We start from the raw sequence: 25,713 nt of genomic DNA on the forward strand, positions 1-25,713 counted from the left end.
CCGGGGTCGCCATGGGGGCGACAACCTCATTGACCATCAAACTCGAGACATGGCGACAGATTGTTCGAATTTTAACGAACGATTCACGCCCTCATGAAATTGCTGATCTGATCCAGAAAAGAGAACCATTCCCATGCTTTCCGACCTGTCCGCCGCCGTCGCCCCTATCGATATTTTTGCCATTGCGAGTCGGAAGGACGTGGTGGCGGCGCTTGCAAAGGTCCGTAACGGGGTCATCACCGGGGAGGGGCCGACCGCCGGAGGCCGCGTTCATTTCTCCAGAATGCTTGATTCCACTGATACGTCTTGGTGTGTGCACCTTTTGACAGCTGCTGCCGTAGACAACCAGCCGGTAAGCCGGGAAGAGGCTGAAGCGTTATTTGAAATCAATGATGCCGCCACCGAGCGAAGCGATGACGGACGGTTCGACGATCTGTTCGCCAAAGCCATCGTCCACCACGCGGCGTCCGCATCAGGGCTTCCGGTGCCGGCGCGCCGCATCGCTTTGGCTCCGCATACCGATATCGAAAGCTGGGCGCCGACCCGGGCAGTGGGCGTCAACATTGAAGTGCTGGAATGGATTGCGAACCAGATGCGTGGCAAACGCCGCAGTAATCGTCAGTTGATGGCACTGGTCGCCAGCCTGATCGGCGCGGCGACCCTGCCGCTGGCGCACCTTCCAAACGTGCTCGACCTCGGCATGTAAGGGACGCGGAATTTACTAAATCGACGAACGGCGGGCTACTTGCCCGCCTTTTTGTTGGCGCTCCGGATCGAGCAGCCACAACTGAAGCGGTTTAGCGAGGTCATAGGCGATCAGCGGAAAAGGCCCTTGCGCCGGGACGATGTGCAGCGGAATGGGTGACATATCGAGGCTCCTCGATGTTCGTTCCTGCTGAAAAGTCTTTGCTGCTGTTTGATTTTTCTGTACGAGGAAACATGACAGCATCGTAGGCTGAACCGCGTACGCCGTGCTGAAGATTGGACCGCGCCCGAAGGTTGCAGGTCGCCAGGCATGTTCAAACGAATTCTGATCGCCAATCGCGGCGAGATCGCCTGCCGGATCATCAGATCTGCCCGCCGGATGGGCATCGAAACCGTTGCCGTGTACTCGGAGGCGGATCGCGACGCACTTCACGTCGTGATGGCCGACGAGGCCGTGCCGATCGGCGCCCCGCCGGCCGCCGAGAGTTATCTCGTGATTGAGAAAATCGTGGAAGCCTGCCGCAAGAGCGGCGCGGAGGCCGTCCATCCCGGCTACGGGTTCCTGTCAGAGCGCGCGGAGTTTCCGCGAGCGCTTGCAGATGCCGGCGTCGTTTTCATTGGGCCGAATCCCGGCGCGATTGCCGCAATGGGCGACAAGATCGAATCCAAAAAGGCGGCGGCCAAAGCCGGGGTCTCGACGGTGCCGGGCTTCCTCGGCGTGATCGCGGACGACAGACACGCGGTGAAGATCGCCGGCGAGATCGGCTATCCGGTGATGATCAAGGCGTCGGCGGGCGGCGGGGGCAAGGGCATGCGCATTGCGCATTCAAGCGCCCAAGTCGTCGAGGGTTTTAATCTGGCGAAGGCAGAGGCAAAAGCCTCGTTCGGCGACGACCGCGTCTTCATCGAGAAGTTTATCGTCGATCCCCGACATATCGAAATCCAGGTGCTCGGCGACAAGCATGGCAACGTGATCCATCTTGGCGAGCGCGAGTGCTCGATCCAGCGGCGAAATCAGAAAGTCATCGAGGAGGCGCCGTCGCCGCTGCTTGACGAGATCACGCGGCGCAAGATGGGCGAGCAGGCCGTGGCGCTGGCCAAGGCGGTGAACTACGACTCGGCAGGCACGGTCGAGTTTGTCGCCGGGCAGGACAAGAGCTTTTACTTTCTCGAGATGAACACGCGGCTACAGGTCGAGCATCCGGTCACCGAGCTGATTACCGGCATCGATCTGGTCGAGCAGATGATCCGCATTGCCGCAGGAGAAAAACTGCCGATAGCGCAGAAGGACGTGACGCTGACGGGATGGGCAATTGAGTCACGCGTCTATGCCGAAGATCCCTTCCGCAATTTTCTTCCTTCAATCGGACGCCTCGTCAAATATCGGCCGCCGGCGGAAATCAGCCGAAACGATGTCACCGTGCGCAACGACACCGGCGTGTGCGAGGGCGGCGAGATATCAGTTCATTACGATCCGATGATCGCCAAGCTCGTGACTCATGGGCCGTCCCGCGTCGCCGCCATCGAAGCGCATGCCCATGCGCTGGACGCATTCTACATCGACGGTATCCGACACAACATTCCGTTTTTGTCGACCTTGATGGGTCACGCGCGCTGGCGCGCCGGTAATCTCTCGACCGGGTTCATCGCGGAGGAATTTCCGAAAGGCTTCACCGCGCGCGCGCCGGAAGGCAAGATCGCGCGCAGGCTTGCGGCGGTAGCAGCCGCGATCGATCACGTACTCGGCGAGCGCAAGCGACAGATTTCCGGCCAGTTGAACGGTCGCCCGGTGACGAGGGAAGGTCGCCGCGCCGTTTGGCTCGATCGCGATGAAATCCTGCTCGATGTCTCGCGTGACGGCGACGCCATAACGGTTTGCTTCGTAGACGCGGGTAAGGGTGCCGGCAAGGCGCATCGATTGCTCTCACGATGGGTGCCTGGCCAGCCGGTCTGGCAGGGCACGCTCGACGGGCATCCGATCGCAATACAGGTGAGGCCGATCACGAACGGATTCCGGCTTGCACATCAGGGCTGCGAAGTCGCGATCAATGTGTTTACCGAAACCGAGGCGACAGCTGCGCGGCTTATGCCGGTGGTGTCGGCCGCTGATAACGGCAAAAAGCTGCTGTGTCCGATGCCGGGCCTCGTCGTTTCGATCGCCGTCATCGAAGGGCAGGAGGTCAAGGCGGGCGAGACACTGGCGATTATCGAGGCGATGAAGATGCAGAACGTGCTGCGCGCCGAGCAAGACGGAACGGTCAAGACGATTGCGGCCGTACCCGGAGCGACGCTGGCGGTGGATGCGCTCATCCTTGAATTCGCCTGAGGTTTCCCATGACGTCTCCATGCACCGAAACTGCGTGCCGTGCTTGCGCCCGGCGGCGCCCGACCGGAGTTCTGGATGGATGAGGTAGTTCGCCAGGTCGTGATTCGCGGTCGCGTTCAGGGCGTTGGCTTCCGCTACTGGACGATGCGGGAAGCAATCCGTCTCGGTATTGGCGGCTGGGTACGTAACCGGCGTGACGGCAGCGTCGAGGCTTTGTTCGCGGGGTCAACCGAGGCCGTCGCGGAGATGACGGCGCGGTGCCAGAATGGCCCGGAATTTGCCCGCGTGGATGGGGTCGAAGATCAGGCTGTGACAGCGAAGGCCTTGAAGATGATCCGGCCCGGCGAACGCTTCTCACAACTTCCGACGGTGTAGCAAAGATCCGCAACGAAAGCCTGGCCTGTCCACAGGACGGACCGAAATCGCGCGGCTTCGTCGCGTGACGGTTAGGCCGTTGTCTCCGTGAGACGCAGTTCCGAGGACCCGAATACTTCGCCGAAGGTGCGCTTTAGAGCGTCATCGACATCGGTCAGCCTGATACGCAGACCAAGGTCGGCGAGGCTCGTCACGCTGTAACGGGGGTCGGTGACACCGCAGGGCACGATGTCGGCGAAATGACTGAGATCGGGATCGACATTGAGCGAGATGCCGTGGAACGATACCCAGCGGCGGATCCGCACGCCGATCGCTGCGATCTTGTCCTCGTGGCCCGGGCCTTTGTCCGGGCGCACCACCCAGACGCCGACCCGTTCCTCGCGCCTTTCTCCCTTGACGCCGAAGGCGGCGAGCGTGCGGATGATCCATTCCTCAAGCCGGGCTATGAAGTCCCGAACGTCCGGCCGGCGGCGCTTCAGATCCAGCATGACATAAGCGACGCGCTGACCGGGGCCATGATAGGTGATCTGGCCGCCACGGCCGGTCGCGAATAGCGGAAAGCGGGCTTTGACCAGATCGGCTTCGCGCCCGCTGGTGCCGGACGTGTAAAGCGGCGGGTGCTCCAGCAGCCAGACCTGCTCCGGAGCCTCGCCCGAGGCAATCGCCGCGGCCCGCCTTTCCATGGCCTCCACAGCCTCCAGATAGGGCACGGGATGATCGGACTGTCGCCACTCCACAGGCTCGCTGGGCGAGGCGCCAAACAGCTTCAAATCGAGGGTTTGACGGTCATTAACCATTGGCTAACCCTAACGTGGTGGTCTGGAGATGGTAGCAATCCGCACGGTTGGTGAGTCTGCATTTCGTGGCGACGCTCGATAAAGTATCTGTCGATCTCATGGTGGTGCTGGGGACCACGTCCATGCCCGTTCATCAGGTCATGCGGCTCAGCCGTGGCGCCATCATCGAGCTTGATGCCACCGAGCAGGACGAGGTCAAGATCCTGGCCAATAACTTGCCGATCGCCAGCGGTGTTGTGATCGTCAACCGGAACCGCATCGCAGTTGAAGTCAAACAGATGCTGCCTCGCACGCCAGACCGCCGATAAAGCTACTCCGATCAAAATTGAGCTCCGCTTTTCATTCTGTCAGAAGCGGAAGGGCTCGAAATCTGACATCTGGATCAAAAGAACGCAGAAACGTCCTGATTTCCGGTGTTAATTTCGCACGGGGGAATGCCGCGCTTTCGGGCCTCTATCGGAGAAGGAACGTCTCGCTGGGCCTTGTCCCTCCACCATTGTTTTGTTAAATCGGCGCCATTGATGGGTCGGGCGGTCAGCCTGAACCGACTTTAAGCGCTCGTGGCGGAATTGGTAGACGCGCTGCCTTGAGGTGGCAGTGAAGAAATTCGTGAAGGTTCGAGTCCTTTCGAGCGCACCACCTAATGGGATGGACGGCTCTCCCTCCACCATTCAGGCTGAGAGCCTGCAACGGGAAGGAGAGCTGCAATGGCCGTCGAGACGCTCGGTATCGATATCGCCAAGAACGTGTTTCAACTTCACGGGGTCAATCATCATGGCTGCGTCGTGCTGAAGCGGCGGGTGATGCGCGATCAGCTTCTCGACATTGTCGCGCAAGTCGAGCGCTGCACGATCGTGGTCGAAGCCTGCACCTGCACCGGCGCGTTCTGCTGGGCGCGCAAGTTCGAGGCGCTAGGCCACCAGGTCAAGATCATCAGCCCGCAATATGTGAAGCCCTTTGTGCGCCGGCAGAAGAACGACGGCAACGATGCCGAAGCCATCTGCACCGCCGCACGCCAACCGCACATTCCGCTCGTCCCAAAGAAGACGGTCGAGCAGCAGGACATCCAGGCCCTGCATCGCTCTCGCCAGCGCATGGTCAATCATCGCACCGCCGTGGTCAGCCAAATCCGAGGTCCCTTGCTCGATCGAGGCTTCGCCATTGCCAAGAGCATTACCCGCGCCCGGCGGTTGGTTCCGGAGATCCTGTCAGATCTGGAGAACGAACTGACGCCGCTGGCGCGGGAGGCAATCGCTGAACTGCATGACCTGTTCCGAGATCTCGACCGCCGCATCGCGATCTTCGACAAGAAGATCGATGCGGTTTTCCGCGGCAGCGAGCGTTGCCAGCGCATCGCGACGATCAAAGGTGTTGGACCTAAGACCGCCACGGCAATTGTCGCTGCCATCGGGGACGGCTCGGAATTCAAGAACGGCCGTCATCTTGCCGCCTGGATCGGTCTCGTGCCGCGGCAATTCTCCAGTGGCGATCGCACCACGTTAATGGGCATTTCCAAGCGCGGGAGCCAGCATCTGCGCAGCTTGCTCGTTCACGGCGCCAGAGCTGTGGTCCGGACGGCGCCATCCAAGACAGACCTCAATAACCAATGGGTCAATCAGCTTCGGGAGCGGCGCGGCTTCAACCGTGCCACGGTGGCAGTCGCCAACAAGAATGCACGAATTATCTGGGCTGTGCTTCAAACCGGCGAACCGTACCGCGCCGCTTTCTGAGGACCCGCCTGGAGATTGCGAGACGACGGAGAAATGAGATGCACAGGTCGGACCGGCGCGCCAAGAGCCTGACTTTTATCGAGGCCTTCGTGGCCTACCAGCTGTAAAGGCGGGCGCGAGCGGATTCCCCATTTGGGCGCCCTGGATCACTTCGGGTGACGCCGGATAGATGTTTGCAACGGGCCATGCAGATCAGTTCAAAATCGACTTGCAATGGGAGAGCCGTCCATAGAGATAATAGCGCAGCGTAGAAAGCTCGGCAAACAGGGACACTAAGCAACCAGACCAGATTAACGAGGACCCCCAGCACCGGTCTCCAAAACCGGGGGTCGCAGGTTCGAGCCCTGCCACTCCTGCCAGTCAATCGTGCATCTCCAATCACCCCCAAGCATTGTTGCTCAGCAGGACTGCTGACCATCCCTTGACCTTTCCAGCCGCCAGCAGTAGATAGCGGCACCTGCTGTCGGCCCGATTTTACGGACATCCGACGCGGCCTTGAATTTCCCGGACAGTCGAGCCCGCTGGGCGACTACCCTCAAAGGAGGGGTGGGCGCGCGAGAGAGTCTGTCCAGACATCCGAAATCAGATCGGCAACGAACGCGGATCATCAACGATGGCTTTCAGCCCGTTCAAATTCCTGCAGGAAGTGCGCACCGAGACTGCGAAGGTCACCTGGCCGTCCCGTCGCGAGACCACGGTCACGACGATCATGGTGTTCCTGATGGTGGCACTGGCGTCGATTTTCTTCTTCTTCACGGATCAGTTAATCCGTTTTTTCATTACGTTCGTCCTGAGTCTTCATTGAAGATACGAACGACTCGCGCAACGGAACTGAACCATGAGCATGCGCTGGTATATCGTCCACGCCTATTCGAATTTCGAAAAAAAGGTCTCGGAATCGATCCGGGAGCAGGCCAAGCAGCGGGGGCTTGAGGATCTGTTCGAGCAGGTGCTGGTGCCGACCGAGAAGGTCACGGAGGTCCGGCGCGGCCGCAAGGTCGACACCGAGCGCAAGTTCTTCCCGGGTTACGTCCTGGTAAAGATGAACCTCACCGACGAGGCGTTCCATCTCATCAAGAACACTCCGAAGGTCACAGGCTTCCTCGGCGCAGAAAACAAGCCGATGCCGATTTCGGAAGCCGAGGCCATGCGCATCATGCATCAGGTGCAGGAAGGCGTGGAGCGGCCCAAGGCGTCGGTATCGTTCGAGATTGGCGAGAACGTCCGCGTGGCCGATGGGCCGTTTGCATCGTTCTCCGGTGTGGTGGAGGAAATCGACGAGGCGCGCTCCCGCGTGAAGGTCGCGGTGTCGATTTTCGGTCGCGCGACGCCGGTCGAACTGGAATTCGGCCAGGTCGAGAAGGTTTAGCCGTCTGCCCGGCGTTCCGCCGGGCGTCCACGTCTTTCGTCGTGGAACGGTTGTGAAGACGTGGATGGTCGGGACGAACCCGGCCATGACGTGCGGGAAGGGATTTCCGCGGAAGCCGTGGGAGGTGAGGGCGGTTGCCAGCCGTCTCAAGCCGTAACCACCAACAGGAGTGACGCATGGCAAAGAAAGTGACCGGATACCTGAAATTGCAGGTACCGGCCGGTGCGGCGAATCCGTCGCCACCGATCGGTCCCGCGCTTGGTCAGCGCGGTCTCAACATCATGGAATTCTGCAAGGCGTTCAACGCCCAGACGCAGAAGGAAGAAAAGAACACGCCGATTCCGGTGGTGATCACGATCTATGCCGATCGTTCCTTCACCTTCGAGATGAAGACCCCGCCGATGTCCTACTTCCTCAAGCAGGCGGCGAAGATCCAGTCCGGTTCAAAGGCGCCGGGCCGCGATTCCGCCGGCAAGGTGACCAAGGCGCAGGTGCGCGAGATCGCCGAGAAGAAGATGAAGGACCTCAATTGCGACACCGTCGAATCGGCCATGAGCATGGTCGAGGGCTCTGCCCGCTCGATGGGCCTTCAGGTGGCGGAGTAACGAACCATGGCAACCGGAAAACGTTTGAAGAAGGCTCGCGAAGGCATTGATCGGGAAAAACTTTACCCGATCGCCGAGGCGATCAAGCTGATCAAGGAACGCGCCAAGTCAAAATTCGACGAGACGATCGAGATCGCCATGAATCTCGGCGTCGATCCACGTCACGCCGACCAGATGGTGCGCGGCGTCGTCAGTCTGCCGAACGGCACCGGCCGCACGCTGCGCGTCGGCGTGTTTGCGCGCGGTGCCAAGGCCGAGGAAGCCAAGGCGGCAGGCGCGGACGTCGTCGGTGCGGAAGATCTGGTTGAGACCGTGCAGGGCGGTACGATCGCATTCGATCGCTGCATCGCTACGCCGGACATGATGCCGCTGGTCGGGCGTCTCGGCAAGGTGCTCGGTCCGCGGGGCATGATGCCGAACCCGAAGATCGGCACGGTGACCATGGATGTCGTCGGCGCAGTGAAGGGTGCCAAGGGCGGTTCGGTGGAATTCCGCGTCGAGAAGGCCGGTATCGTGCAGGCCGGTGTCGGCAAGGCTTCGTTCTCGGAAGAGAAGCTCGTCGAGAACATCAAGGCGTTGGCGGATGCGGTAGCGAAGGCCAAGCCGGCTGGGGCCAAGGGCACCTACATCCAGCGCATTGCGGTGTCCTCGACCATGGGACCGGGCGTCAAGGTCGAGCCAGGAACTGTGCTCGGCTGAGGCCGAGAATCTGCGACCAGCAAGGCGGGATTGGAGTTTTCCGGGCCCGCCTTGATTTTTCTTGACCGCGCGGCAGGCGGTCCCGTTGACGTCGGTCGAGTGCGGAGCGAGCTTTTCTGAAGCTGGCCGGAAAATTGCATGATTTAGAACTTGGCAGCGTGGCAAATATTCGTTAAACACCACGCTCCGGACGTGCTGGCTCTCGCTGGCGCGGCGGTGTTCGCTTCCAAAAACCCAATGAGATTGGAGATCTTTCCTTTCCGTATGTCCATTCGGATGGTTCGGGGAGGACGGGATGCCAATTTGGCTGGGGCGACGGGTGCGAACAGGGGTCTTCGATCGTCCCGTCAGGGCCGGTGCTGTTGATCCCGTCCTGTCCGAGACTGCAGGCGCCGACGGCCGAACGCAAGTTTGTCCAATGGCTTAATTGCATGGCCTGCATAGACGGGTGAAGACCGGGTTTCGCTTTTCATCGCGGCAAGCGGTGGCTGCGAATTGGGTTCGAACCTCGACACCCCGTGCCATCCGGCCGCCAGGCCGTCAGGCTCGGGAGGGCAGGCTACTGAATTGTCGTCGCGCCCGGCGTGTGTCTTGAGGCAGGTGTCTTGTGGGACAAGTGCTTTGGGATCAGGTTTTGGGCGGGACGATGGGTATAACCCGGCGGCCTCAGCCTTGAGACAAAGGTCGCCAAACGGAAAGAGCTTGCTGTGGAACGAGCGGCAAAAAAAGAGGCGGTCGAGGCGCTGAACGAGGTCTTCAAGACCACGGGCGTTGCGGTCGTCGCTCATTATTCCGGCCTTACCGTGGCCCAGATGCAGAAGCTGCGTACGCAGATGAAGCAGGCGGGTGCGTCGGTGAAGGTCTCGAAGAACCGTCTCGCCAAAATTGCTCTTGAAGGCACAGACGTCGTTGCCATCGGCTCCCTGTTGAAGGGGCCGACCGTGATCGCGACTTCCAACGATCCGGTGGCGGCGCCGAAGATTGCCGTCGAATTCGCTAAGACGAATGAAAACTTCGTCATTCTCGGCGGTTCGATGGGTAAAACCGTTCTGAACGTCGACAGCGTCAAGGCCTTGGCCTCGCTGCCGTCCCTCGATGAACTGCGCGGCAAGCTGGTCGGCCTCCTGGTGGCGCCGGCGACCAAGATCGCTCAGCTCTCGACTGCGCCCGCGGCCAAGCTCGCGCGCGTCGTTCAGGCCTATGCCTCAAAGAGCGAAGCGGCGTGAGGCCCTTCGCAAGTTGAATCTGGTTCGAACCGAATACGTTAAAGGAACACATCGATGGCTGATCTGCAGAAGATTGTTGATGACCTCTCGGCGCTGACCGTGCTCGAGGCTGCCGAACTGGCGAAGCTGCTTGAAGAAAAGTGGGGCGTGTCGGCGGCTGCCGCGGTTGCGGTTGCGGCGGCGCCGGGTGCTGGCGGCGGTGCCGCTGCGGTTGAAGAGAAGACCGAGTTCTCGGTCGTGCTCGCGTCCGCCGGTGACAAGAAGATCGAGGTCATCAAGGAAGTTCGCGCCATCACGGGCCTCGGCCTCAAGGAAGCCAAGGACCTCGTCGAAGGTGCGCCGAAACCCGTCAAGGACGGCGTTGCCAAGGACGAAGCCGAGAAAATCAAGGCGCAGCTTGAGAAGGCCGGCGCCAAGGTTGAGCTTAAGTAACCGCAGTTCTTTGAGCGAGATCCGGTTTTCTTCGTCAGTTTGGCGAGCGTCAACGAGATCCGGGGATCGCTTCGCCAAAGGCGTGGATGGCCGGGACGGCCTCGCCACAACGGAGGCGGTAAGTTGTAACGAGATTTCCCGGATGGGCGGCGATCGGAATCGTGCTCCATCCGGGCGCAACTGCCAAGCTTTGCTCTGGCTGGTTGTACACAGAAAAGTGTGGAGATTCAGGGGAGCGTCCCTCGAATCTCCACGATTGCCATCCCATATCGGGACGGCAGCACGAAAGCGCAGCGTATGGCGGGAACGGCGGCGTTCTCTCATAAGCTGTTGGGAGAGCAGCGATTTTCGGGCTTTTTCGGTCCGTTTGGATATGATTTTGACGGGCGGGTGCACCCCTGCACCTCGCGCGTCGTTTTGCGTTCTGCGAGCCTGGCGTTCCAGTTCAGGATTTGAATCCTGACACATGCGTGCCGCTCTTGAGAGCGTTCCGAGATTCACCCTGGAGGCGATGTCAATCGCGCTTCGGAAGGTTCGCCCCTCACGGGCGACGACATGAGAGGCCACGATGGTGCAGCAGACGTTCACCGGTCGCAAGCGGGTTCGCAAGTTCTTCGGGCATATCCGGGAAGTCGCCGAGATGCCAAACCTGATCGAGGTTCAGAAGGCGTCCTACGACCAGTTCCTGATGGTCGCCGAACCGGAGGGTGGCCGGCTCGACGAGGGCTTGCAGGCGGTTTTCAAATCAGTGTTTCCGATTAACGACTTTTCGGGCACCTCGCAGCTCGAATTCGTGCGCTACGAATTCGAGGCGCCGAAGTATGACGTCGACGAGTGCCGCCAGCGCGGCATGACCTATGCCGCGCCGCTGAAGGTGACGCTCCGCCTCATCGTATTCGATATCGACGAGGAAACCGCCGCGAAGTCCGTGAAGGACATCAAGGAGCAGGACGTCTACATGGGCGACATTCCGCTCATGACGATGAACGGCACCTTCGTCGTCAACGGCACCGAGCGCGTCATCGTCTCGCAGATGCATCGGTCGCCCGGCGTGTTCTTCGATCACGACAAGGGCAAGACTCATTCGTCAGGCAAGTTGCTGTTCGCAGCGCGCGTCATTCCCTATCGCGGCTCGTGGCTTGACATCGAGTTCGATGCCAAGGACATCGTGTTCGCGCGCATCGACCGTCGCCGCAAAATTCCGGTGACGTCGCTGATGTTCGCCCTCGGCCTCGATGGCGAGGAAATCCTCAGCACGTTCTACAAGAAGATCATTTACAAGCGCGCGAAATCCGGCGGCAATTCAGACGGCTGGCGCGTGCCCTATGATCCGGTTCGCTTCCGCGGTTATTCGACGCTGAACGACCTGATCGACGCTGATACCGGCAAGGTCGTGCTCGAGGCCGGTAAGAAATTTACGGTTCGCGCCGCGCGCCAGCTCCAGGAGAAGGGGCTGAAGGCACTGCGCATGAGCGACGACGATTTGGTCGGCATGTATCTCGCCGAGGATCTCGTCAATCCCAAAACCGGTGAGATCTACGCCGAAGCCGGCGAGGAAATCACCGAGAAGTCGCTGAAGGGGCTGAACGAGCACGGCTACAAGGAATTGCCGCTGCTCGACATCGATCATGTCAACGTCGGTCCTTACATCCGCAACACGCTCAACGCTGACAAGAACATGACGCGGGAGGACGCGCTGTTCGACATCTACCGGGTGATGCGTCCGGGCGAGCCGCCGACGCTGGAGTCGGCGCAGAACATGTTCCAGTCGCTGTTCTTCGACGCCGAGCGCTACGATCTGTCCGCCGTGGGCCGCGTCAAGATGAACATGCGCCTCGATCTTGATGCGCCGGACACGTATCGCACGCTGCGCAAGGAAGACATCCTTGCGGTTATCAAGACGCTAGTCGACCTGCGCGACGGCAGGGGTGAGATCGACGATATCGACCACCTTGGCAACCGTCGCGTGCGCTCGGTCGGCGAACTGATGGAAAACCAGTATCGCGTCGGCCTGTTGCGCATGGAGCGAGCCATCAAGGAGCGGATGTCCTCCGTCGACATCGACACCGTGATGCCGCAGGATCTGATCAACGCGAAACCCGCGGCTGCTGCGGTGCGCGAGTTCTTCGGATCGTCGCAACTCTCGCAGTTCATGGATCAGACCAACCCGCTCTCGGAGATCACCCACAAGCGCCGCCTGTCGGCGCTCGGGCCGGGTGGTCTGACGCGCGAACGCGCAGGCTTCGAGGTGCGCGACGTGCATCCGACGCACTACGGCCGCATCTGCCCGATCGAAACGCCGGAAGGTCCGAACATCGGCCTTATTAACTCGCTCGCGACGTTCGCGCGCGTCAACAAATACGGTTTCGTCGAGACACCGTATCGCAAGGTGAAGGATGGCCGCGTCACCGACGAGGTGGTCTATCTCTCGGCGATGGAGGAGGGCCGCTATCACGTCGCGCAGGCTAACCTGCCGCTCGACAACCGCGGCCGTTTCACTGAAGACCTCGTGGTCTGCCGTCATGCCGGCGAGGTGCTGCCGGTGACGCCGGACAAGGTCGACTTCATGGACGTGTCGCCGAAGCAGCTCGTCTCGGTCGCCGCGGCGCTCATTCCGTTCCTTGAGAACGACGACGCCAACCGCGCGCTGATGGGCTCGAACATGCAGCGTCAGGCGGTGCCGCTGGTGCGCGCCGAGGCGCCGTTCGTCGGTACCGGCATGGAAGGCGTGGTCGCCCGCGACTCGGGCGCCGCGATCGCCGCGCGCCGCTCGGGCGTGATCGATCAGATCGACGCCACCCGCGTTGTTATCCGCGCGACGGAAGATCTCGACCCGACCAAGTCGGGTGTCGATATCTATCGTCTCATGAAGTACCAGCGTTCGAACCAATCGACCTGCATCAATCAGCGTCCATTGGTGAAGGTCGGCGATATCGTCAAAAAGGGCGACATCATCGCGGACGGCCCGTCCACCGATCTTGGCGAACTCGCGCTCGGCCGCAACGTGCTGGTCGCGTTCATGCCGTGGAATGGCTACAACTTCGAAGACTCGATCCTGCTCTCGGAGCGGATCGTCAAGGAAGACGTCTTCACCTCGATCCATATCGAGGAATTCGAAGTGATGGCCCGCGACACCAAGCTGGGTCCCGAGGAAATCACCCGCGACATTCCGAACGTTTCGGAAGAGGCGCTGAAGAACCTCGATGAAGCCGGCATCGTCTACATCGGTGCCGAGGTCCGCGCGGGCGACATCCTGGTCGGCAAGATCACGCCGAAGGGCGAAAGCCCGATGACCCCGGAAGAAAAGCTGTTGCGCGCGATCTTCGGCGAGAAGGCTTCCGACGTTCGCGATACCAGCTTGCGCGTGCCTCCGGGCGTGCAGGGCACGATTGTCGAGGTCCGCGTCTTTAACCGCCACGGTGTCGACAAGGATGAGCGTGCGCTGGCAATCGAGCGGGAAGAAATCGAACGTCTTGCCAAGGACCGCGACGACGAGCAGGCGATTCTCGACCGTAACGTCTACGGCCGCCTCGCTGATCTGCTTGAAAACCGTCAGGGCATTGCGGGCCCGAAGGGCTTCAAGAAGGATACCAAGATCACCAAGTCGGTGCTTGAGGAATATCCGAAGTCGCAGTGGTGGCTGTTCGCATCGCCAAACGACAAGCTGATGGCCGAGATCGAGGCCATGCGGAAGCAGTACGACGAGTCGAAAAAGGGCCTCGAGCAGCGCTTCCTCGACAAGGTCGAAAAGCTGCAGCGTGGTGACGAGTTGCCGCCCGGCGTGATGAAGATGGTCAAGGTCTTCGTCGCCGTGAAGCGCAAGATTCAGCCTGGCGACAAGATGGCTGGTCGTCATGGCAACAAGGGTGTGGTCTCGAAGATCGTTCCGATCGAGGACATGCCGTTCCTCGAGGACGGCACCCACGCCGACATCGTGCTTAACCCACTCGGCGTGCCCTCGCGCATGAACGTCGGTCAGATTCTCGAAACCCACCTCGGCTGGGCATGTGCCGGCCTTGGCAGGCGGATCGGACAGGCCGTCGATGCCTATCTCGCGAGCGCGAAGCAGGAAACCAAGCCGCTGAAGGAGACGCTCAAGAAGGTCTATGGCGACAACGAGACCATCAAATCGCTCAACGATCATGAACTCGTCGAGCTCGGCCGCAATCTGAGCCGCGGCGTTCCGATCGCAACGCCGGTGTTCGACGGCGCCAAGGAAACCGATATCGAGCAGATGCTCGAGCTCGCTGGCATGGACAGGTCAGGCCAATCGACCGTCTATGACGGGCGCACCGGTGACTCGTTCGATCGCAAGGTAACGGTGGGCTACATCTACATGCTCAAGTTGCACCACCTTGTTGATGACAAGATCCACGCGCGCTCGATCGGACCTTACTCGCTCGTCACCCAGCAGCCGCTGGGCGGCAAGGCGCAGTTCGGCGGCCAGCGTTTCGGCGAAATGGAGGTGTGGGCCCTCGAGGCTTACGGCGCGGCGTACACGCTCCAGGAAATGCTGACGGTGAAGTCGGACGACGTCGCGGGCCGCACCAAGGTCTATGAGGCCATCGTGCGAGGCGACGATACCTTCGAGGCAGGCATTCCGGAATCGTTCAACGTGCTGGTCAAGGAAATGCGCTCACTGGGTCTGAATGTCGATCTGCACAACTCCAAAGTCGGCGGCATGTCCGAAGCGGCCGAGTAGCAGTTTGAGAACGCCTGTTCCCGGCGCGGCGCATCGCATAGCGAGGCGCCGCAAAACCGGGACCGCAACGAATTCCGCGGACCGTGGAGGTTCCGGATCGGCAGCGCACCGGATCCCGGCTCGCGCAGCATCCGGAACGCGGCCGTCGAGGAGAAGACCATGAACCAAGAAATAATGAATTTATTCAATCCGACGACTCCGGCCCAGGTCTTCGACCAGATCCGGATTTCGATCGCGTCGCCGGAGAAAATTTTGTCGTGGTCCTACGGCGAGATCAAAAAGCCGGAAACGATCAACTACCGCACGTTCAAACCGGAGCGTGACGGCCTGTTCTGCGCGCGCATCTTCGGTCCGATCAAGGACTACGAGTGCCTGTGCGGTAAGTACAAGCGGATGAAATACAAGGGCATCATCTGCGAGAAGTGCTCGGTCGAAGTGACGCTATCGCGCGTGCGCCGCGAGCGCATGGGTCATATCGAGCTGGCTGCACCCGTTGCCCACATTTGGTTTTTGAAGTCGTTGCCCTCTCGCATCGGCCTTCTGCTCGACATGACGCTGAAGGACCTCGAGCGCATTCTCTACTTCGAATACTATGTCGTTCTGGAGCCTGGTCTTACTGCGCTCAAGGACCGTCAGTTGCTGTCGGAAGAGGAATACCTTCGCGCGCAGGACGAATACGGCCAGGACAGCTTCACCGCCATGATTGGCGCCGAAGCGATACGCGAACTGCTGAAGGGCCTTGAACTCGAGAGGCTTGAGGCGGAACTGCGCGCGGAGATGCAGGCGACTGAGTCAGATATCAAGCACAAGAAACTCGCCAAGCGCCTGAAGATCGTCGAAGCCTTCCGCTTCTCCGGCAACAAGCCGGAGTGGATGATTCTCACTGTGGTGCCGGTGATTCCACCGGACTTGCGTCCACTGGTGCCGCTCGACGGCGGCCGCTTCGCCACGTCCGACCTCAACGATCTGTATCGCCGCGTCATCAACCGCAACAACCGTCTGAAGCGGCTGATGGAACTGCGTGCGCCTGACATCATCATCCGTAACGAGAAGCGAATGCTTCAGGAAGCGGTTGATGCGCTGTTTGATAACGGCCGTCGCGGCCGCGTCATCACTGGCGCAAACAAGCGGCCGCTGAAGTCGCTCGCCGACATGCTGAAAGGCAAGCAGGGGCGCTTCCGCCAGAATCTGCTCGGCAAGCGTGTCGATTATTCCGGCCGCTCCGTCATTGTCGTCGGTCCCGAACTGAAGCTGCACCAGTGCGGCTTGCCGAAGAAGATGGCGCTGGAACTGTTCAAGCCGTTCATCTATTCGCGGCTTGATGCCAAGGGTCTGTCCACCACGGTGAAGCAGGCAAAGAAGCTCGTTGAAAAGGAACGTCCCGAGGTCTGGGATATTCTCGATGAGGTTATTCGCGAGCACCCCGTGCTGCTGAATCGCGCGCCGACCTTGCATCGTCTCGGCATCCAGGCGTTCGAGCCGGTTCTGATCGAGGGCAAGGCCATTCAGCTTCATCCGCTGGTTTGCGCCGCCTTCAACGCCGACTTCGATGGCGACCAGATGGCCGTCCACGTTCCGCTTTCGCTCGAGGCGCAACTCGAAGCGCGCGTGCTGATGATGTCGACCAACAACATCCTGCACCCGGCGAACGGTCAGCCGATCATCGTTCCCAGCCAGGACATCGTGCTCGGTCTTTACTATCTTTCGATCATGCGTGAGGGCTTGCCCGGTGAGGGCAAGGTGTTCGGCGATATGGCTGAGCTGGAGCACGCGCTGCATTCCCGCGTCATCCATCTTCACACCAAGATCAAGTATCGCTGGGATGTGATCGGCGAGGATGGCGAGTCCGTAAAGCGTCTGATCGAAACCACTGCCGGCCGCGTCATGCTCGGTCAGGTGCTGCCGAAGTCGCAGAAGATCTCGTTCGACGTCATCAACAAGCTGATGACCAAGCGCGAAATCTCCGGCGTGATCGATCAAGTCTATCGCCACTGTGGTCAGAAGGAGACGGTGATCTTCTGCGACCGGATCATGGCGCTCGGCTTCTACAATGCGTTCAAGGCCGGCATCTCCTTCGGTAAGGACGACATGGTGGTCCCGCATGGGAAGTGGAAGATCGTCGACACCACGCGTACGCTGGCGAAGGATTTCGAGCAGCAGTACAACGACGGTCTGATCACGCATGGTGAGAAGTATAACAAGGTCGTTGACGCATGGTCCAAGGCGACGGAGGAAATCGCCAAGGAGATGATGAAGGAAATTTCTTCGACCAAGAAGGATGCCAAGGGCGTCGAGGCCCAGATCAACTCGATCTACATGATGGCGCATTCCGGCGCGCGAGGTTCGCCCGCCCAGATGCGTCAGCTCGCCGGTATGCGCGGCCTGATGGCGAAGCCGTCGGGCGAGATCATCGAGACGCCGATCATCTCCAACTTTAAGGAGGGGTTGTCGGTTCTCGAATACTTCAACTCGACCCATGGCGCCCGCAAGGGTCTCGCAGACACCGCGTTGAAGACCGCAAACTCGGGCTATTTGACCCGCCGTCTGGTCGACGTCGCGCAGGACTGCATCATCACCCAGGACGACTGCGGCACCAAGCTCGGCATCAAGATGCGCGCTATCGTCGATGCCGGCACGGTGGTGGCGTCACTCGGATCTCGCATCCTGGGCCGCACGGCCTGCGATGACATCCGTGATGCCGCGAACAACAAGGTGGTAGTCAAGCGTAACACCTTGATGGAAGAAAGCCATGTCGATCAGATCTCCCGGGCCGGTATCCAGGAAGTCAAGATCCGCTCGGCCCTGACTTGCGAACTGGTCAACGGCATTTGCGGGAAGTGCTACGGTCGTGATCTGGCTCGCGGCACGCCCGTCAATCACGGCGAGGCTGTCGGCGTCATCGCGGCGCAGTCGATTGGCGAGCCTGGCACGCAGCTCACGATGCGCACGTTCCATATCGGTGGCGCTGCGCAGATCAACGAGCAGTCGGTGATCGAGTCGAACTTCGACGGCAAGATCACGTTCAGGAACAGGGCGATCGCAAGAAACGGCGAAGGTAATCTGGTTGCGATGGTGCGTAACATGGTTGTCGCCGTTGTCGATGCGGACGGCACTGAACGCGCAACTCACCGCATCCAATACGGCGCGCGCATGCACGTTGACGAAGGTGACATGGTCAAGCGCGGCCAGCGTATCGCCGAGTGGGATCCCTACACCCGGCCGATTTTGACAGAGCTTGAAGGTACTATCGGATTCGAGGATTTGGTCGAAGGTCAGTCGATCTCCGAAACGCTCGACGAATCCACTGGTATTGCCAAGCGCATCGTCATCGACTGGCGCGGCACACGCGGCGGCGCGGATCTTCGCCCGGCTATCGTGATCAAGGGCAAGGACGGCAAGGTGCTGAAGCTGCCCCGTGGCGGCGATGCCCGTTACATGTTGTCGGTCGACGCCATTCTGTCGGTCGATGTTGGCGCCAAGGTGAAACCCGGCGATATCCTGGCGCGTATCTCGACCGAGAGCGCCAAGACCCGCGACATCACCGGCGGTCTGCCGCGAGTGGCCGAACTGTTCGAGGCTCGCAGGCCGAAGGATGCGGCAATCATCGCGGAAATCGCCGGCACCATCCGGTTCGGCCGCGATTACAAGAACAAGCGCCGCATCTCGATAGAGCCGGTCGACAAGGACGAGGAGACCCGCGAGTACCTTATTCCGAAAGGCAAGCACATCCATCTGCAGGATGGTGACATCGTCGAAAAGGGCGATTTTATCGTCGATGGCAATCCCGCGCCGCACGACATTCTGGCGATCAAGGGCATCGAGGAACTCGCTGCCTATCTGGTCAACGAAATCCAGGAAGTCTACCGCTTGCAAGGCGTGCTCATCAACGACAAGCACATCGAGGTGATTGTCCGTCAGATGCTTCAAAAGGTCGAGATTACCGATCAGGGCGAGACCGACATGATCTCGGGCGAGCAAATCGACAAGATCGAGTTCGACCGGCTCAACCTCAAGGCCAAGGAAGAGGGTAAGAAGATCGCCACGGGAACGCCGGTTCTGCTCGGCATCACCAAGGCCAGCCTGCAAACACGTTCGTTCTTCTCGGCGGCGTCATTCCAGGAAACCACGCGCGTGCTCACCGAGGCTGCCGTCAACGGCAAGGTGGACCCGCTCGAGGGCTTGAAGGAAAACGTCATCGTGGGTCGACTCATTCCGGCAGGTACCGGCGCGTCGATGGCCAAGATCCGCGAAGTTGCGGTCAAGCGCGACAAGCTGATTCTCGACGAGCGCGAAAAACAGGCGACGATCGTGCCGTCCGCGCCGGAGGCCGAACCGCTGGCACTACCGCCGGCAGAGTAGGTATCGGCTGATCTCAGATGAAAAGGGCCGGCGCAAGCCGGCCTTTTTTTCGTTGTGCCGCATCAGGCAACCGTTCGCGCAATCTCGCTGCTTTCCGAAATGGAAACAGTTTATGCGGTCAGCGTGAGGAAAAATTAATTTCAAGTTTAGCTAATCGGTCTTTCCGCGAGGCATTTATCTCTCCGCCGAGGCGAAATGATATACTGCGCGCAGATGGTGCGCTGGAGTGCAGGATGATGATCGCCGCAAGAAAACGGGTAGCCCGCAAGTCGGTCCGGCAATCGGCCTGGATCACTCTGGACGGCGGTTTTGCCGCAAGGCCGTGCGTCGTGCTCGATCTCTCGGCTGCGGGCGCCAAGATTACTGTCGATGACGCTGGCGCTGTACCAAGCGTTTTCCGGTTGGCTTTCTCCCGCGACGCTAGAGAAGGGCACTCGTGCAAGGTGGTGTGGCGACGCCAGGGGACGCTTGGCGTCAGGTTCATTCGCTGAAATTTCGACGTCCCGCTCTCAAGGAGATGACCAGAGTCTGTCACCGCTTCATGGAAACGATGAAACACTCTATCTTCTGATTTGGGGCGTCTTCTTCACGCGAACCGGATTCCAGTTCGCTCGAAAACGCTATAGCCCGGTCTAAGGCCCCTACGCCAATCCCCCTTCATGCGATTCCGGGCGCGGCGGTGATGGGGATGGCCGCATGTTGGATCTGTTCATCGGTCTGGTCAGGCCCAGAGCCAGACGCCCAATGAAGCGCGCCCATCGGCGTGCGCGCCAGGTCGGGCCATTGTCGATAGATAGCGAACGAAGATGCCAGGCTTTCGCCGCCGACCATGCATCACACTCCATCTTGACGGGATCGTCGTAGAAGGTCTCGATCTTGGCGCGATCCATGCCTTCGGTCGAGAGCCAGTGCGGGATGTGGACATTGCAGAGTCGTTCGACGTCGGTAAACACCTTGTCGGTACCGGTGCCTGCGGCCGGGCACGAGGTCGCGAAAGCGTCGCCGACGAGAGCGACCCCGGCCTGCCGATGATTTTCCGTAACATACAAATCTGCCGGTCTGATCTTGATCGGTCCGCTAACTGTGAAACCTCCGGTCATACGGTCGAGGCCGGGCATGACCGCGCGCATCGTCGCCTCGGGGTTGTTGCGGAATTCGCGAAACCAGATGTCGTCGATTGGCCGATAGACCATCATGTTGGCCCGCATGGCATTGCCGATAGGAAACATGGAGAGATAGGCCATCCGCGCGCCAGAGCGTTTCGGCCAATATGTCAGGGCCGGGAAGGGAAACGCCGATCGATCGACCGGCACGACGTTGAAGCCGAGCGTCACGGAATGACATTCGCTGATGACGCGGCGCCTGAGGCCGAGCAGATGACGCAGGCTGACACTAAGACCGTTCGCAAGCACGATCAGGCGCGCGGAAATTATTTCTCCATCGGCCAGCACCAGGCGCTGGCGTTCGTCGCTCGTGGCGACCTCGACGACTTTCGTGTTTAGGATCTCGACGTTGGGCGAGATTTGTGCACGCATGGCATTGACGAGAGTGTCGTACATCACGCCGTGCTGGTCGCTTGGCTTTTTCGCCACCACAAAACCGAACCGCGCTTCCCAGATCTCGCCATCAATGGTCGTCGCCCGCAGTATTTCTTCCTCAAGCCCTGTCTTGCGTAGTCGTGGAAGTTGAGTGCCGCCGAGCTTTTCGCAGCGCAGGTCGGGCGGATACGTCACATGTGGATCAATCATGATCGCAGGGATGCCTGCACGGCCCAGCATCGCGGCGGTGGTCGAGCCGGCCAGTCCGCCGCCAACGATCGCAACATCCGTATAGCGCATGGATTGGTCCTCGTTCCGGAAGGGTTATTATTGCGCCGCAAAGGCAAATAAGATCTTGAAAGCGCCAAAGGATCGAAGGGCGACCGTCTCGATACAATTTAACTGAAAAGCAACGGGGGAGGACCAGTATCGCGGGCCGGGCGGGTCGCCGAGGATGATCCGAGGCGTCTGATGATTTCAGTAAACATTTGTTCACCAACACTGGACCTTGCGGCGCCCTGGGACGATCTCGTTCGGCGGGCGTCATCCAATGTGTTCATGAATCCGGCTGCCCTGACGGCCGCAAACGAGAGCGGGTTTGCGAGCATCCATGTTCTGTTGGCGTGGGACGACAGTACCGGACTCAAGAAGCTGGTTGGCGTATGGGCCTTTCAGGTTCGCAGAATTTCGCGGCTGTGGCCCGCGGTGCTTGAAGCATTGCCCTACAACTACGCTTTTCTTTCCAGTCCGGTCGTGGATCCTGCTTTCGTCCGAGATGTCATTCCAAGCTTTTTATCGGCGATCCGTGACAGTCGCTCACTGCCCAAGGTGATCATTCTGAAATCGCTCGATGCCGAGGCCCGGAGCTTCGAAACGCTTGTTGATGCGTTGACGGAGCAGGGCTGTGCCTACCTCAGATTGTCTGAGAATGCGCGGCCTTACGCGACTCCTGATATTGGCGTGAAACGGTCAGGCTCGACCCGGAAGAAGCTGCGGCAGGATTGGAACCGCCTTTCTGCCGCAGGCAGTGTCGATATCGTCAATCTCCGCGCTGCGGATACGAGAGAGGCGTTCGAGACGTTTCTGAAGCTGGAAGCCGCAAGCTGGAAAGGAGCGCGCGGCACGGCTTTGTTATGCAAGTCCGCGGATGCGGCCTTCGCCAGGCGGATGATCGCCGCGCTTGCCGAGCGGGGCAATGCTTCGGTTGCTTTGCTTCGTGTTGATGGGCAGGCTATCGCCGCGCAGGTGCTGATGTATTGCGGCGCCACGGCCTATACTTGGAAAACGGCCTTCAGTCATGACTACGCGAAATACTCACCCGGCGTGTTGCTGATCGACAAGATCACGGACGACCTGGTCTCCTCCGCGGGGATCGAAGCGATCGATTCCTGTTCCTACGAACGGAGCTTTATGGCTCAGCTCTGGGCGGGCCGCCGAAAGATGGTCGATCTGCTGGTCGATGTTGGGCCGGGTCGATCGCCGACTTTTTTGCTGGAAGCCATTCGCCAACGGGGCTACGGGCAACTCCGTCGGCTTCGCGACGGAGTTCGGAGTTGGTCGACGCCGGCCAACCCGAAAGCGACTAAATAAGTGACGTATCGCCTTCGGCTTACTTCGAAAGTGCAGCCGAGGAGCGATGCCGTATTTCGAGGTCGGCAATCCGGCATGGCTTGCCTTTGGTTGCGCAAAGAACCAAACTGCGGCCGCTGGTTTGATCTGCCGCAAGAACCGGTGATCGTGAGACAATGGTGCACGGACCAAAGAACAGCCTTCTGGCGAGCATACCGGACACGGAATGGATCGAAATTCAGAAGCTGTGTGAGTTTGTCCAACTTCCGCTTGGTTGCGTGCTGTACGAACCACGCGGCCCATTCGATTATGTGTACTTTCCCGAAACTGCGATCATCTCCAACCTCGCTCCGCTCAAGACCGACAAGACAGCCGAGACGTCGACCACGGGACGGGAGGGGATGATCAACGTCGGAGCCATCATGGGCGATGATCAATCCATGCATCGCGCCGTCGTCCAGGTTTCCGGCGACAGCATCCGGATTTCGTTTCGGGAATTTCAGGAGCTGCAAGCGCGTCTGCCAGTATTTCGGCGCAAGCTTAACGCCTACTCACGAGCGTTCCTTGCACAGGTGATGCAGTCCGTTGCGTGCAACGCCAGTCATACGCTTCTTCAGCGCTGCGCACGATGGCTGTTGAAGTCTCACGATCGCGTCGATGGTGACGAGCTTCGACTTACGCAACAGTTCCTGGCCGAAATGCTCGTGGTCAGCCGCGTGGCCGTTAATGCAGAGCTAAGAAAGTTTCAGCAATTGCAGGTTCTCACATATAGCCGCGGCATCATCACCATACTGGACCGTAGATTGTTGGAGCGCACATCCTGCGAATGCTATCGCGCGGTCCGGCGCGAGTACGACAGGCTACTGCCTGGTTCTTTCACCAAATAAAATGCCGACTATGTAAACTAGTTGGCTATACGGTCGCTGTTTCCATCAGTACACAAAGAAATCCAATAATGGAGGAGTGCACCGATGCCGCGACACATCTCTTTTTACGATGAATCTCTGGGTAAGCAGATCGACGGTTCATACACTTCGGATGGCAAGGTGATCCATGCCGGTTCGGGAGATCTGGGTGCCAAAAGCGCCACCATTGGCCATCTTGGTAACGCCACCACGTTTCCCGTCGATCAGGTAGGACAGGATCTTCTGGCACAGAAGCTGCTGAGCGAGCTGGCTCATCGCGAAGCGAAGAACGGCCACGGTCACGGCCACTAGGTCAAAGTCAAATAGATGATGTGAGCCGCTATTGCGGTTCACATGTCATCGTCGCTTTCTGCCGCGGAGGCCGCCGCTGTGTTGGCCCCGCTGCAGGCAGCAGCGGTTAAAAAAACCGCATCTCAAGCTCCATTCAGGCGTTCCTGGTTTCCGGCGCTTCGTTCGCTACAGCCTCAGCAGCTTGGGTTCGTCATTTCCAGACGCGTTAATCATTTTGAAGCGGTGAGCGGTGCGTTCGCTTGCCTCGATCGGGTAGTCTGCGGTCGCTGACGCACTTGAGAAGCGGCGCCTGTTGCTCAGCTTATTTTCTGCGCGTGGCGCGCGGTCATCCCATAGCGACGACTCATTCGACTTCACCCGCCGGCAGACATCATGCGATCGCGAATCCAGCCGTCGCAGGTCATCTGTCAGGACCAGTTCGGTCTGCGAGCCTGCGGATCCTAGCTCAATTTGCTTGGTTCCGTTTCGTGGCGGCCCCGTCAAAATCGACAGAAGATTCACAGGGGCGGGAAGGCGTTTGATTCGACGCGCTATTGGGATACTGGTCGACGAAAAATCGGGCAGGAGCTGGATTCGGTGGTGTCCCTATCTGGCGAGCTGGAGCGTCCGATGGTGCGGCGCCTGTCGCGCCGAAAAAGCCATTGTTACGAACGATATCCGGCCACCGGCGTGCCGACGGCCCTGCCAAAACCGGGTGAGGCGGAAGGTAGTGCGAAACGGTCAGAAGTGCTTCTGTTATGGCGTTTCAGCCTTGACTTGATGACTCGCCGTGGATAAAACCCGCGCACTTAACGGCAGGCGGTGAGCTCCACTAACGTCGGAACGGACCACCCTTTCTATCTGGTTTGATTGATAGAGACGGGCACCAACCTCGACGAATGCTGCTCAGACGCTGCCGAAATAGCTAGGCAATGCCAGGACGATGGTCATTCTCTTGAGCAAGATCTCTCGAGATTGATTTCGGATGCATGACCTCGGTGAAGGCTGGCCGGTTCGTTCCGGTTGGCGTTGGTCGCGGTCCTCTGTGGCGTCGAAGCGCTTCCCGTTCAGCAGTGAACGGTTGGCGCGATTTCGTTTTGCGTGAAACCATTCATGCATCGCGAGCGGGTGAGCGGTAGCTCCGGACGAAGTGCGAAGCCGATCGGGGCTTCGCGTAAATATAAGGGTGAAGGCGAACGATGCCGACGATCAACCAGCTGATCGCAAGTCCGCGCGTCATACAGAAGTCGCGCAAGAAGGTGCCTGCGTTGCAACAATCGCCGCAAAAGCGCGGCGTGTGCACGCGTGTTTACACCACGACTCCGAAGAAGCCCAATTCGGCGCTGCGCAAGGTCGCTAAGGTACGCCTGACCAATGGCTTCGAGGTCATTGGTTATATCCCAGGTGAGGGGCACAACCTTCAGGAACATTCCGTGGTCATGATCCGTGGTGGCCGCGTGAAGGACTTGCCGGGCGTGCGCTATCATATCCTCCGCGGCGTCCTCGACACCCAGGGTGTCAAGAACCGCAAGCAGCGTCGTTCGAAGTACGGCGCGAAGCGTCCGAAATAAGCGGGAACAGAAACGATGTCGCGTCGCCATTCTGCCGAAAAGCGTGAAGTGCTCCCCGACCCGAAGTTCGGAAACGTGGTCATTACGAAGTTCATGAACTCGGTCATGTATGCCGGGAAAAAGTCTGTCGCCGAGGGTATTGTCTACGGCGCGCTCGACCTGATCGAGGCCAAGACCAAGCAGGGTCCGCTGACCGTGTTCGAGCAGGCGCTCGAAAACGTCATGCCGACCATCGAAGTGCGGTCGCGTCGCGTCGGCGGCGCCACCTATCAGGTGCCGGTGGAAGTTCGCTCGACCCGCCGTCAGGCGCTCGGCATTCGCTGGCTGATCGCGGCTGCGCGGGGGCGCAATGAAAAGACGATGACCGAGCGGCTCTCGGCTGAGTTGCTCGATGCGTCGAACAATCGGGGCAGCGCGGTCAAGAAGCGGGAAGACGTGCACAAGATGGCGGAAGCCAACCGTGCGTTCTCGCACTATCGCTGGTAACGGCGACACCACAGGAATTTAAGGATAG

22 protein-coding genes and 1 tRNA gene are annotated in these 25,713 nt (G+C 59.8%); 20 read left to right on the forward strand and 3 right to left on the reverse strand.

Annotated features, from left to right (window positions below):
• Nucleotides 1-133: 133 nt before the first annotated feature.
• Nucleotides 134-706 carry a hypothetical protein gene (locus ACZ5IL_RS12870; protein ID WP_464591983.1) on the forward strand — a complete coding sequence of 191 codons (573 nt, stop codon included), beginning with the start codon at nucleotides 134-136 and terminating at the stop codon, nucleotides 704-706.
• Nucleotides 707-721: 15 nt separating this feature from the next.
• Here the strand turns inward: ACZ5IL_RS12870 and ACZ5IL_RS12875 are convergent, their stop codons facing one another.
• Nucleotides 722-868 (reverse strand): hypothetical protein, encoded by a 147-nt coding sequence (locus ACZ5IL_RS12875; protein ID WP_464591985.1) that lies wholly within the window; start codon nucleotides 866-868, stop codon nucleotides 722-724.
• 147 nt (nucleotides 869-1,015) lie between these two features.
• Here ACZ5IL_RS12875 and ACZ5IL_RS12880 point away from each other — a divergent pair, with 147 nt between their 5' ends.
• Both ACZ5IL_RS12880 and ACZ5IL_RS12885 read left to right on the forward strand, forming a co-directional pair.
• Entirely contained in the window at nucleotides 1,016-3,031 is a 2,016-nt protein-coding gene (locus tag ACZ5IL_RS12880; protein WP_464591987.1) for an acetyl-CoA carboxylase biotin carboxylase subunit, read from the forward strand.
• Nucleotides 3,032-3,106: 75 nt separating this feature from the next.
• Entirely contained in the window at nucleotides 3,107-3,406 is a 300-nt protein-coding gene (locus tag ACZ5IL_RS12885) for an acylphosphatase (protein WP_464591989.1), read from the forward strand.
• Between the two features lie 71 nt (nucleotides 3,407-3,477).
• Here the strand turns inward: ACZ5IL_RS12885 and lipB are convergent, their stop codons facing one another.
• On the reverse strand, nucleotides 3,478-4,203 hold the full coding sequence (gene lipB / locus ACZ5IL_RS12890) for a lipoyl(octanoyl) transferase LipB (RefSeq protein ID WP_464591991.1): 726 nt from the start codon (nucleotides 4,201-4,203) through the stop codon (nucleotides 3,478-3,480).
• A gap of 65 nt (nucleotides 4,204-4,268) precedes the next feature.
• On the opposite strand from lipB, the gene ACZ5IL_RS12895 reads away from it, so the two are divergent.
• The 12 genes from ACZ5IL_RS12895 to ACZ5IL_RS12950 all read left to right on the forward strand — a co-directional run bounded on the left by ACZ5IL_RS12895 (nucleotide 4,269) and on the right by ACZ5IL_RS12950 (nucleotide 19,816).
• Nucleotides 4,269-4,511, forward strand: a complete 243-nt coding sequence (locus tag ACZ5IL_RS12895) for a FliM/FliN family flagellar motor switch protein (protein WP_464591993.1) — start codon at nucleotides 4,269-4,271, stop codon at nucleotides 4,509-4,511.
• Nucleotides 4,512-4,757: 246 nt separating this feature from the next.
• Nucleotides 4,758-4,842: transfer RNA gene (locus ACZ5IL_RS12900), tRNA-Leu, on the forward strand.
• Nucleotides 4,843-4,910: 68 nt separating this feature from the next.
• The gene (locus ACZ5IL_RS12905; RefSeq protein ID WP_464591995.1) at nucleotides 4,911-5,933 is read left to right on the forward strand and encodes an IS110 family RNA-guided transposase; all 1,023 of its coding nucleotides are present in this window, start codon (nucleotides 4,911-4,913) and stop codon (nucleotides 5,931-5,933) included.
• Nucleotides 5,934-6,546: 613 nt separating this feature from the next.
• Nucleotides 6,547-6,738 (forward strand): preprotein translocase subunit SecE, encoded by a 192-nt coding sequence (secE, locus tag ACZ5IL_RS12910; protein WP_079446310.1) that lies wholly within the window; start codon nucleotides 6,547-6,549, stop codon nucleotides 6,736-6,738.
• A gap of 33 nt (nucleotides 6,739-6,771) precedes the next feature.
• A complete protein-coding gene (nusG, locus tag ACZ5IL_RS12915; protein WP_009797155.1) occupies nucleotides 6,772-7,302 on the forward strand; it encodes a transcription termination/antitermination protein NusG in 531 nt (176 codons plus the stop codon).
• A gap of 176 nt (nucleotides 7,303-7,478) precedes the next feature.
• Nucleotides 7,479-7,907: a 50S ribosomal protein L11 gene (gene rplK, locus ACZ5IL_RS12920; RefSeq protein WP_079446311.1), complete on the forward strand. Its 429-nt coding sequence runs from the start codon at nucleotides 7,479-7,481 to the stop codon at nucleotides 7,905-7,907.
• Between the two features lie 6 nt (nucleotides 7,908-7,913).
• Entirely contained in the window at nucleotides 7,914-8,606 is a 693-nt protein-coding gene (rplA, locus tag ACZ5IL_RS12925) for a 50S ribosomal protein L1 (RefSeq protein WP_079446312.1), read from the forward strand.
• A 707-nt stretch (nucleotides 8,607-9,313) separates the two neighbouring features.
• Complete coding sequence (gene rplJ, locus ACZ5IL_RS12930; protein ID WP_464591999.1) at nucleotides 9,314-9,832, forward strand: 50S ribosomal protein L10; 519 nt, start codon at nucleotides 9,314-9,316, stop codon at nucleotides 9,830-9,832.
• Nucleotides 9,833-9,886: 54 nt separating this feature from the next.
• Nucleotides 9,887-10,264 carry a 50S ribosomal protein L7/L12 gene (gene rplL / locus ACZ5IL_RS12935; RefSeq protein WP_079446315.1) on the forward strand — a complete coding sequence of 126 codons (378 nt, stop codon included), beginning with the start codon at nucleotides 9,887-9,889 and terminating at the stop codon, nucleotides 10,262-10,264.
• Between the two features lie 568 nt (nucleotides 10,265-10,832).
• Nucleotides 10,833-14,966, forward strand: coding sequence for a DNA-directed RNA polymerase subunit beta (rpoB, locus tag ACZ5IL_RS12940; protein WP_464592002.1), 4,134 nt, complete (start codon nucleotides 10,833-10,835; stop codon nucleotides 14,964-14,966).
• Nucleotides 14,967-15,125: 159 nt separating this feature from the next.
• Complete coding sequence (rpoC, locus tag ACZ5IL_RS12945; RefSeq protein ID WP_464592004.1) at nucleotides 15,126-19,325, forward strand: DNA-directed RNA polymerase subunit beta'; 4,200 nt, start codon at nucleotides 15,126-15,128, stop codon at nucleotides 19,323-19,325.
• A 233-nt stretch (nucleotides 19,326-19,558) separates the two neighbouring features.
• A complete protein-coding gene (locus tag ACZ5IL_RS12950; protein ID WP_464592006.1) occupies nucleotides 19,559-19,816 on the forward strand; it encodes a PilZ domain-containing protein in 258 nt (85 codons plus the stop codon).
• A 150-nt stretch (nucleotides 19,817-19,966) separates the two neighbouring features.
• Here the strand turns inward: ACZ5IL_RS12950 and ACZ5IL_RS12955 are convergent, their stop codons facing one another.
• The gene (locus ACZ5IL_RS12955) at nucleotides 19,967-21,163 is read right to left on the reverse strand and encodes an FAD-dependent oxidoreductase (RefSeq protein WP_464592008.1); all 1,197 of its coding nucleotides are present in this window, start codon (nucleotides 21,161-21,163) and stop codon (nucleotides 19,967-19,969) included.
• A gap of 171 nt (nucleotides 21,164-21,334) precedes the next feature.
• Here ACZ5IL_RS12955 and ACZ5IL_RS12960 point away from each other — a divergent pair, with 171 nt between their 5' ends.
• The 5 genes from ACZ5IL_RS12960 (at nucleotide 21,335) to rpsG (ending at nucleotide 25,685) form a co-directional block, all read left to right on the forward strand.
• Nucleotides 21,335-22,453 (forward strand): GNAT family N-acetyltransferase, encoded by a 1,119-nt coding sequence (locus tag ACZ5IL_RS12960; RefSeq protein ID WP_464592010.1) that lies wholly within the window; start codon nucleotides 21,335-21,337, stop codon nucleotides 22,451-22,453.
• Between the two features lie 155 nt (nucleotides 22,454-22,608).
• Nucleotides 22,609-23,319: a Crp/Fnr family transcriptional regulator gene (locus ACZ5IL_RS12965; RefSeq protein WP_464592012.1), complete on the forward strand. Its 711-nt coding sequence runs from the start codon at nucleotides 22,609-22,611 to the stop codon at nucleotides 23,317-23,319.
• A gap of 84 nt (nucleotides 23,320-23,403) precedes the next feature.
• A complete protein-coding gene (locus tag ACZ5IL_RS12970; protein WP_079446322.1) occupies nucleotides 23,404-23,649 on the forward strand; it encodes a hypothetical protein in 246 nt (81 codons plus the stop codon).
• A 1,178-nt stretch (nucleotides 23,650-24,827) separates the two neighbouring features.
• On the forward strand, nucleotides 24,828-25,199 hold the full coding sequence (gene rpsL / locus ACZ5IL_RS12975; RefSeq protein ID WP_009797142.1) for a 30S ribosomal protein S12: 372 nt from the start codon (nucleotides 24,828-24,830) through the stop codon (nucleotides 25,197-25,199).
• Between the two features lie 15 nt (nucleotides 25,200-25,214).
• Nucleotides 25,215-25,685 (forward strand): 30S ribosomal protein S7, encoded by a 471-nt coding sequence (gene rpsG, locus ACZ5IL_RS12980; protein ID WP_464592014.1) that lies wholly within the window; start codon nucleotides 25,215-25,217, stop codon nucleotides 25,683-25,685.
• Nucleotides 25,686-25,713 lie beyond the last annotated feature (28 nt).

It is taken from the genome of Nitrobacter sp. CN101, assembly GCF_055390255.1.

What these genes read in the sequence shown, in the direction of transcription:
- ACZ5IL_RS12870 (WP_464591983.1), top strand. Translation starts at nt 134, where the DNA reads ATGCTTTCCGACCTGTCCGCCGCCGTCGCCCCTATCGATATTTTTGCC.
- ACZ5IL_RS12875 (WP_464591985.1), bottom strand. Translation starts at nt 868, where the DNA reads ATGTCACCCATTCCGCTGCACATCGTCCCGGCGCAAGGGCCTTTTCCG.
- ACZ5IL_RS12880 (WP_464591987.1), top strand. Translation starts at nt 1,016, where the DNA reads ATGTTCAAACGAATTCTGATCGCCAATCGCGGCGAGATCGCCTGCCGG.
- ACZ5IL_RS12885 (WP_464591989.1), top strand. Translation starts at nt 3,107, where the DNA reads ATGGATGAGGTAGTTCGCCAGGTCGTGATTCGCGGTCGCGTTCAGGGC.
- lipB (WP_464591991.1), bottom strand. Translation starts at nt 4,203, where the DNA reads ATGGTTAATGACCGTCAAACCCTCGATTTGAAGCTGTTTGGCGCCTCG.
- ACZ5IL_RS12905 (WP_464591995.1), top strand. Translation starts at nt 4,911, where the DNA reads ATGGCCGTCGAGACGCTCGGTATCGATATCGCCAAGAACGTGTTTCAA.
- secE (WP_079446310.1), top strand. Translation starts at nt 6,547, where the DNA reads ATGGCTTTCAGCCCGTTCAAATTCCTGCAGGAAGTGCGCACCGAGACT.
- nusG (WP_009797155.1), top strand. Translation starts at nt 6,772, where the DNA reads ATGAGCATGCGCTGGTATATCGTCCACGCCTATTCGAATTTCGAAAAA.
- rplK (WP_079446311.1), top strand. Translation starts at nt 7,479, where the DNA reads ATGGCAAAGAAAGTGACCGGATACCTGAAATTGCAGGTACCGGCCGGT.
- rplA (WP_079446312.1), top strand. Translation starts at nt 7,914, where the DNA reads ATGGCAACCGGAAAACGTTTGAAGAAGGCTCGCGAAGGCATTGATCGG.
- rplL (WP_079446315.1), top strand. Translation starts at nt 9,887, where the DNA reads ATGGCTGATCTGCAGAAGATTGTTGATGACCTCTCGGCGCTGACCGTG.
- rpoB (WP_464592002.1), top strand. Translation starts at nt 10,833, where the DNA reads ATGGTGCAGCAGACGTTCACCGGTCGCAAGCGGGTTCGCAAGTTCTTC.
- rpoC (WP_464592004.1), top strand. Translation starts at nt 15,126, where the DNA reads ATGAACCAAGAAATAATGAATTTATTCAATCCGACGACTCCGGCCCAG.
- ACZ5IL_RS12950 (WP_464592006.1), top strand. Translation starts at nt 19,559, where the DNA reads ATGATGATCGCCGCAAGAAAACGGGTAGCCCGCAAGTCGGTCCGGCAA.
- ACZ5IL_RS12955 (WP_464592008.1), bottom strand. Translation starts at nt 21,163, where the DNA reads ATGCGCTATACGGATGTTGCGATCGTTGGCGGCGGACTGGCCGGCTCG.
- ACZ5IL_RS12960 (WP_464592010.1), top strand. Translation starts at nt 21,335, where the DNA reads ATGATTTCAGTAAACATTTGTTCACCAACACTGGACCTTGCGGCGCCC.
- ACZ5IL_RS12965 (WP_464592012.1), top strand. Translation starts at nt 22,609, where the DNA reads ATGGTGCACGGACCAAAGAACAGCCTTCTGGCGAGCATACCGGACACG.
- ACZ5IL_RS12970 (WP_079446322.1), top strand. Translation starts at nt 23,404, where the DNA reads ATGCCGCGACACATCTCTTTTTACGATGAATCTCTGGGTAAGCAGATC.
- rpsL (WP_009797142.1), top strand. Translation starts at nt 24,828, where the DNA reads ATGCCGACGATCAACCAGCTGATCGCAAGTCCGCGCGTCATACAGAAG.
- rpsG (WP_464592014.1), top strand. Translation starts at nt 25,215, where the DNA reads ATGTCGCGTCGCCATTCTGCCGAAAAGCGTGAAGTGCTCCCCGACCCG.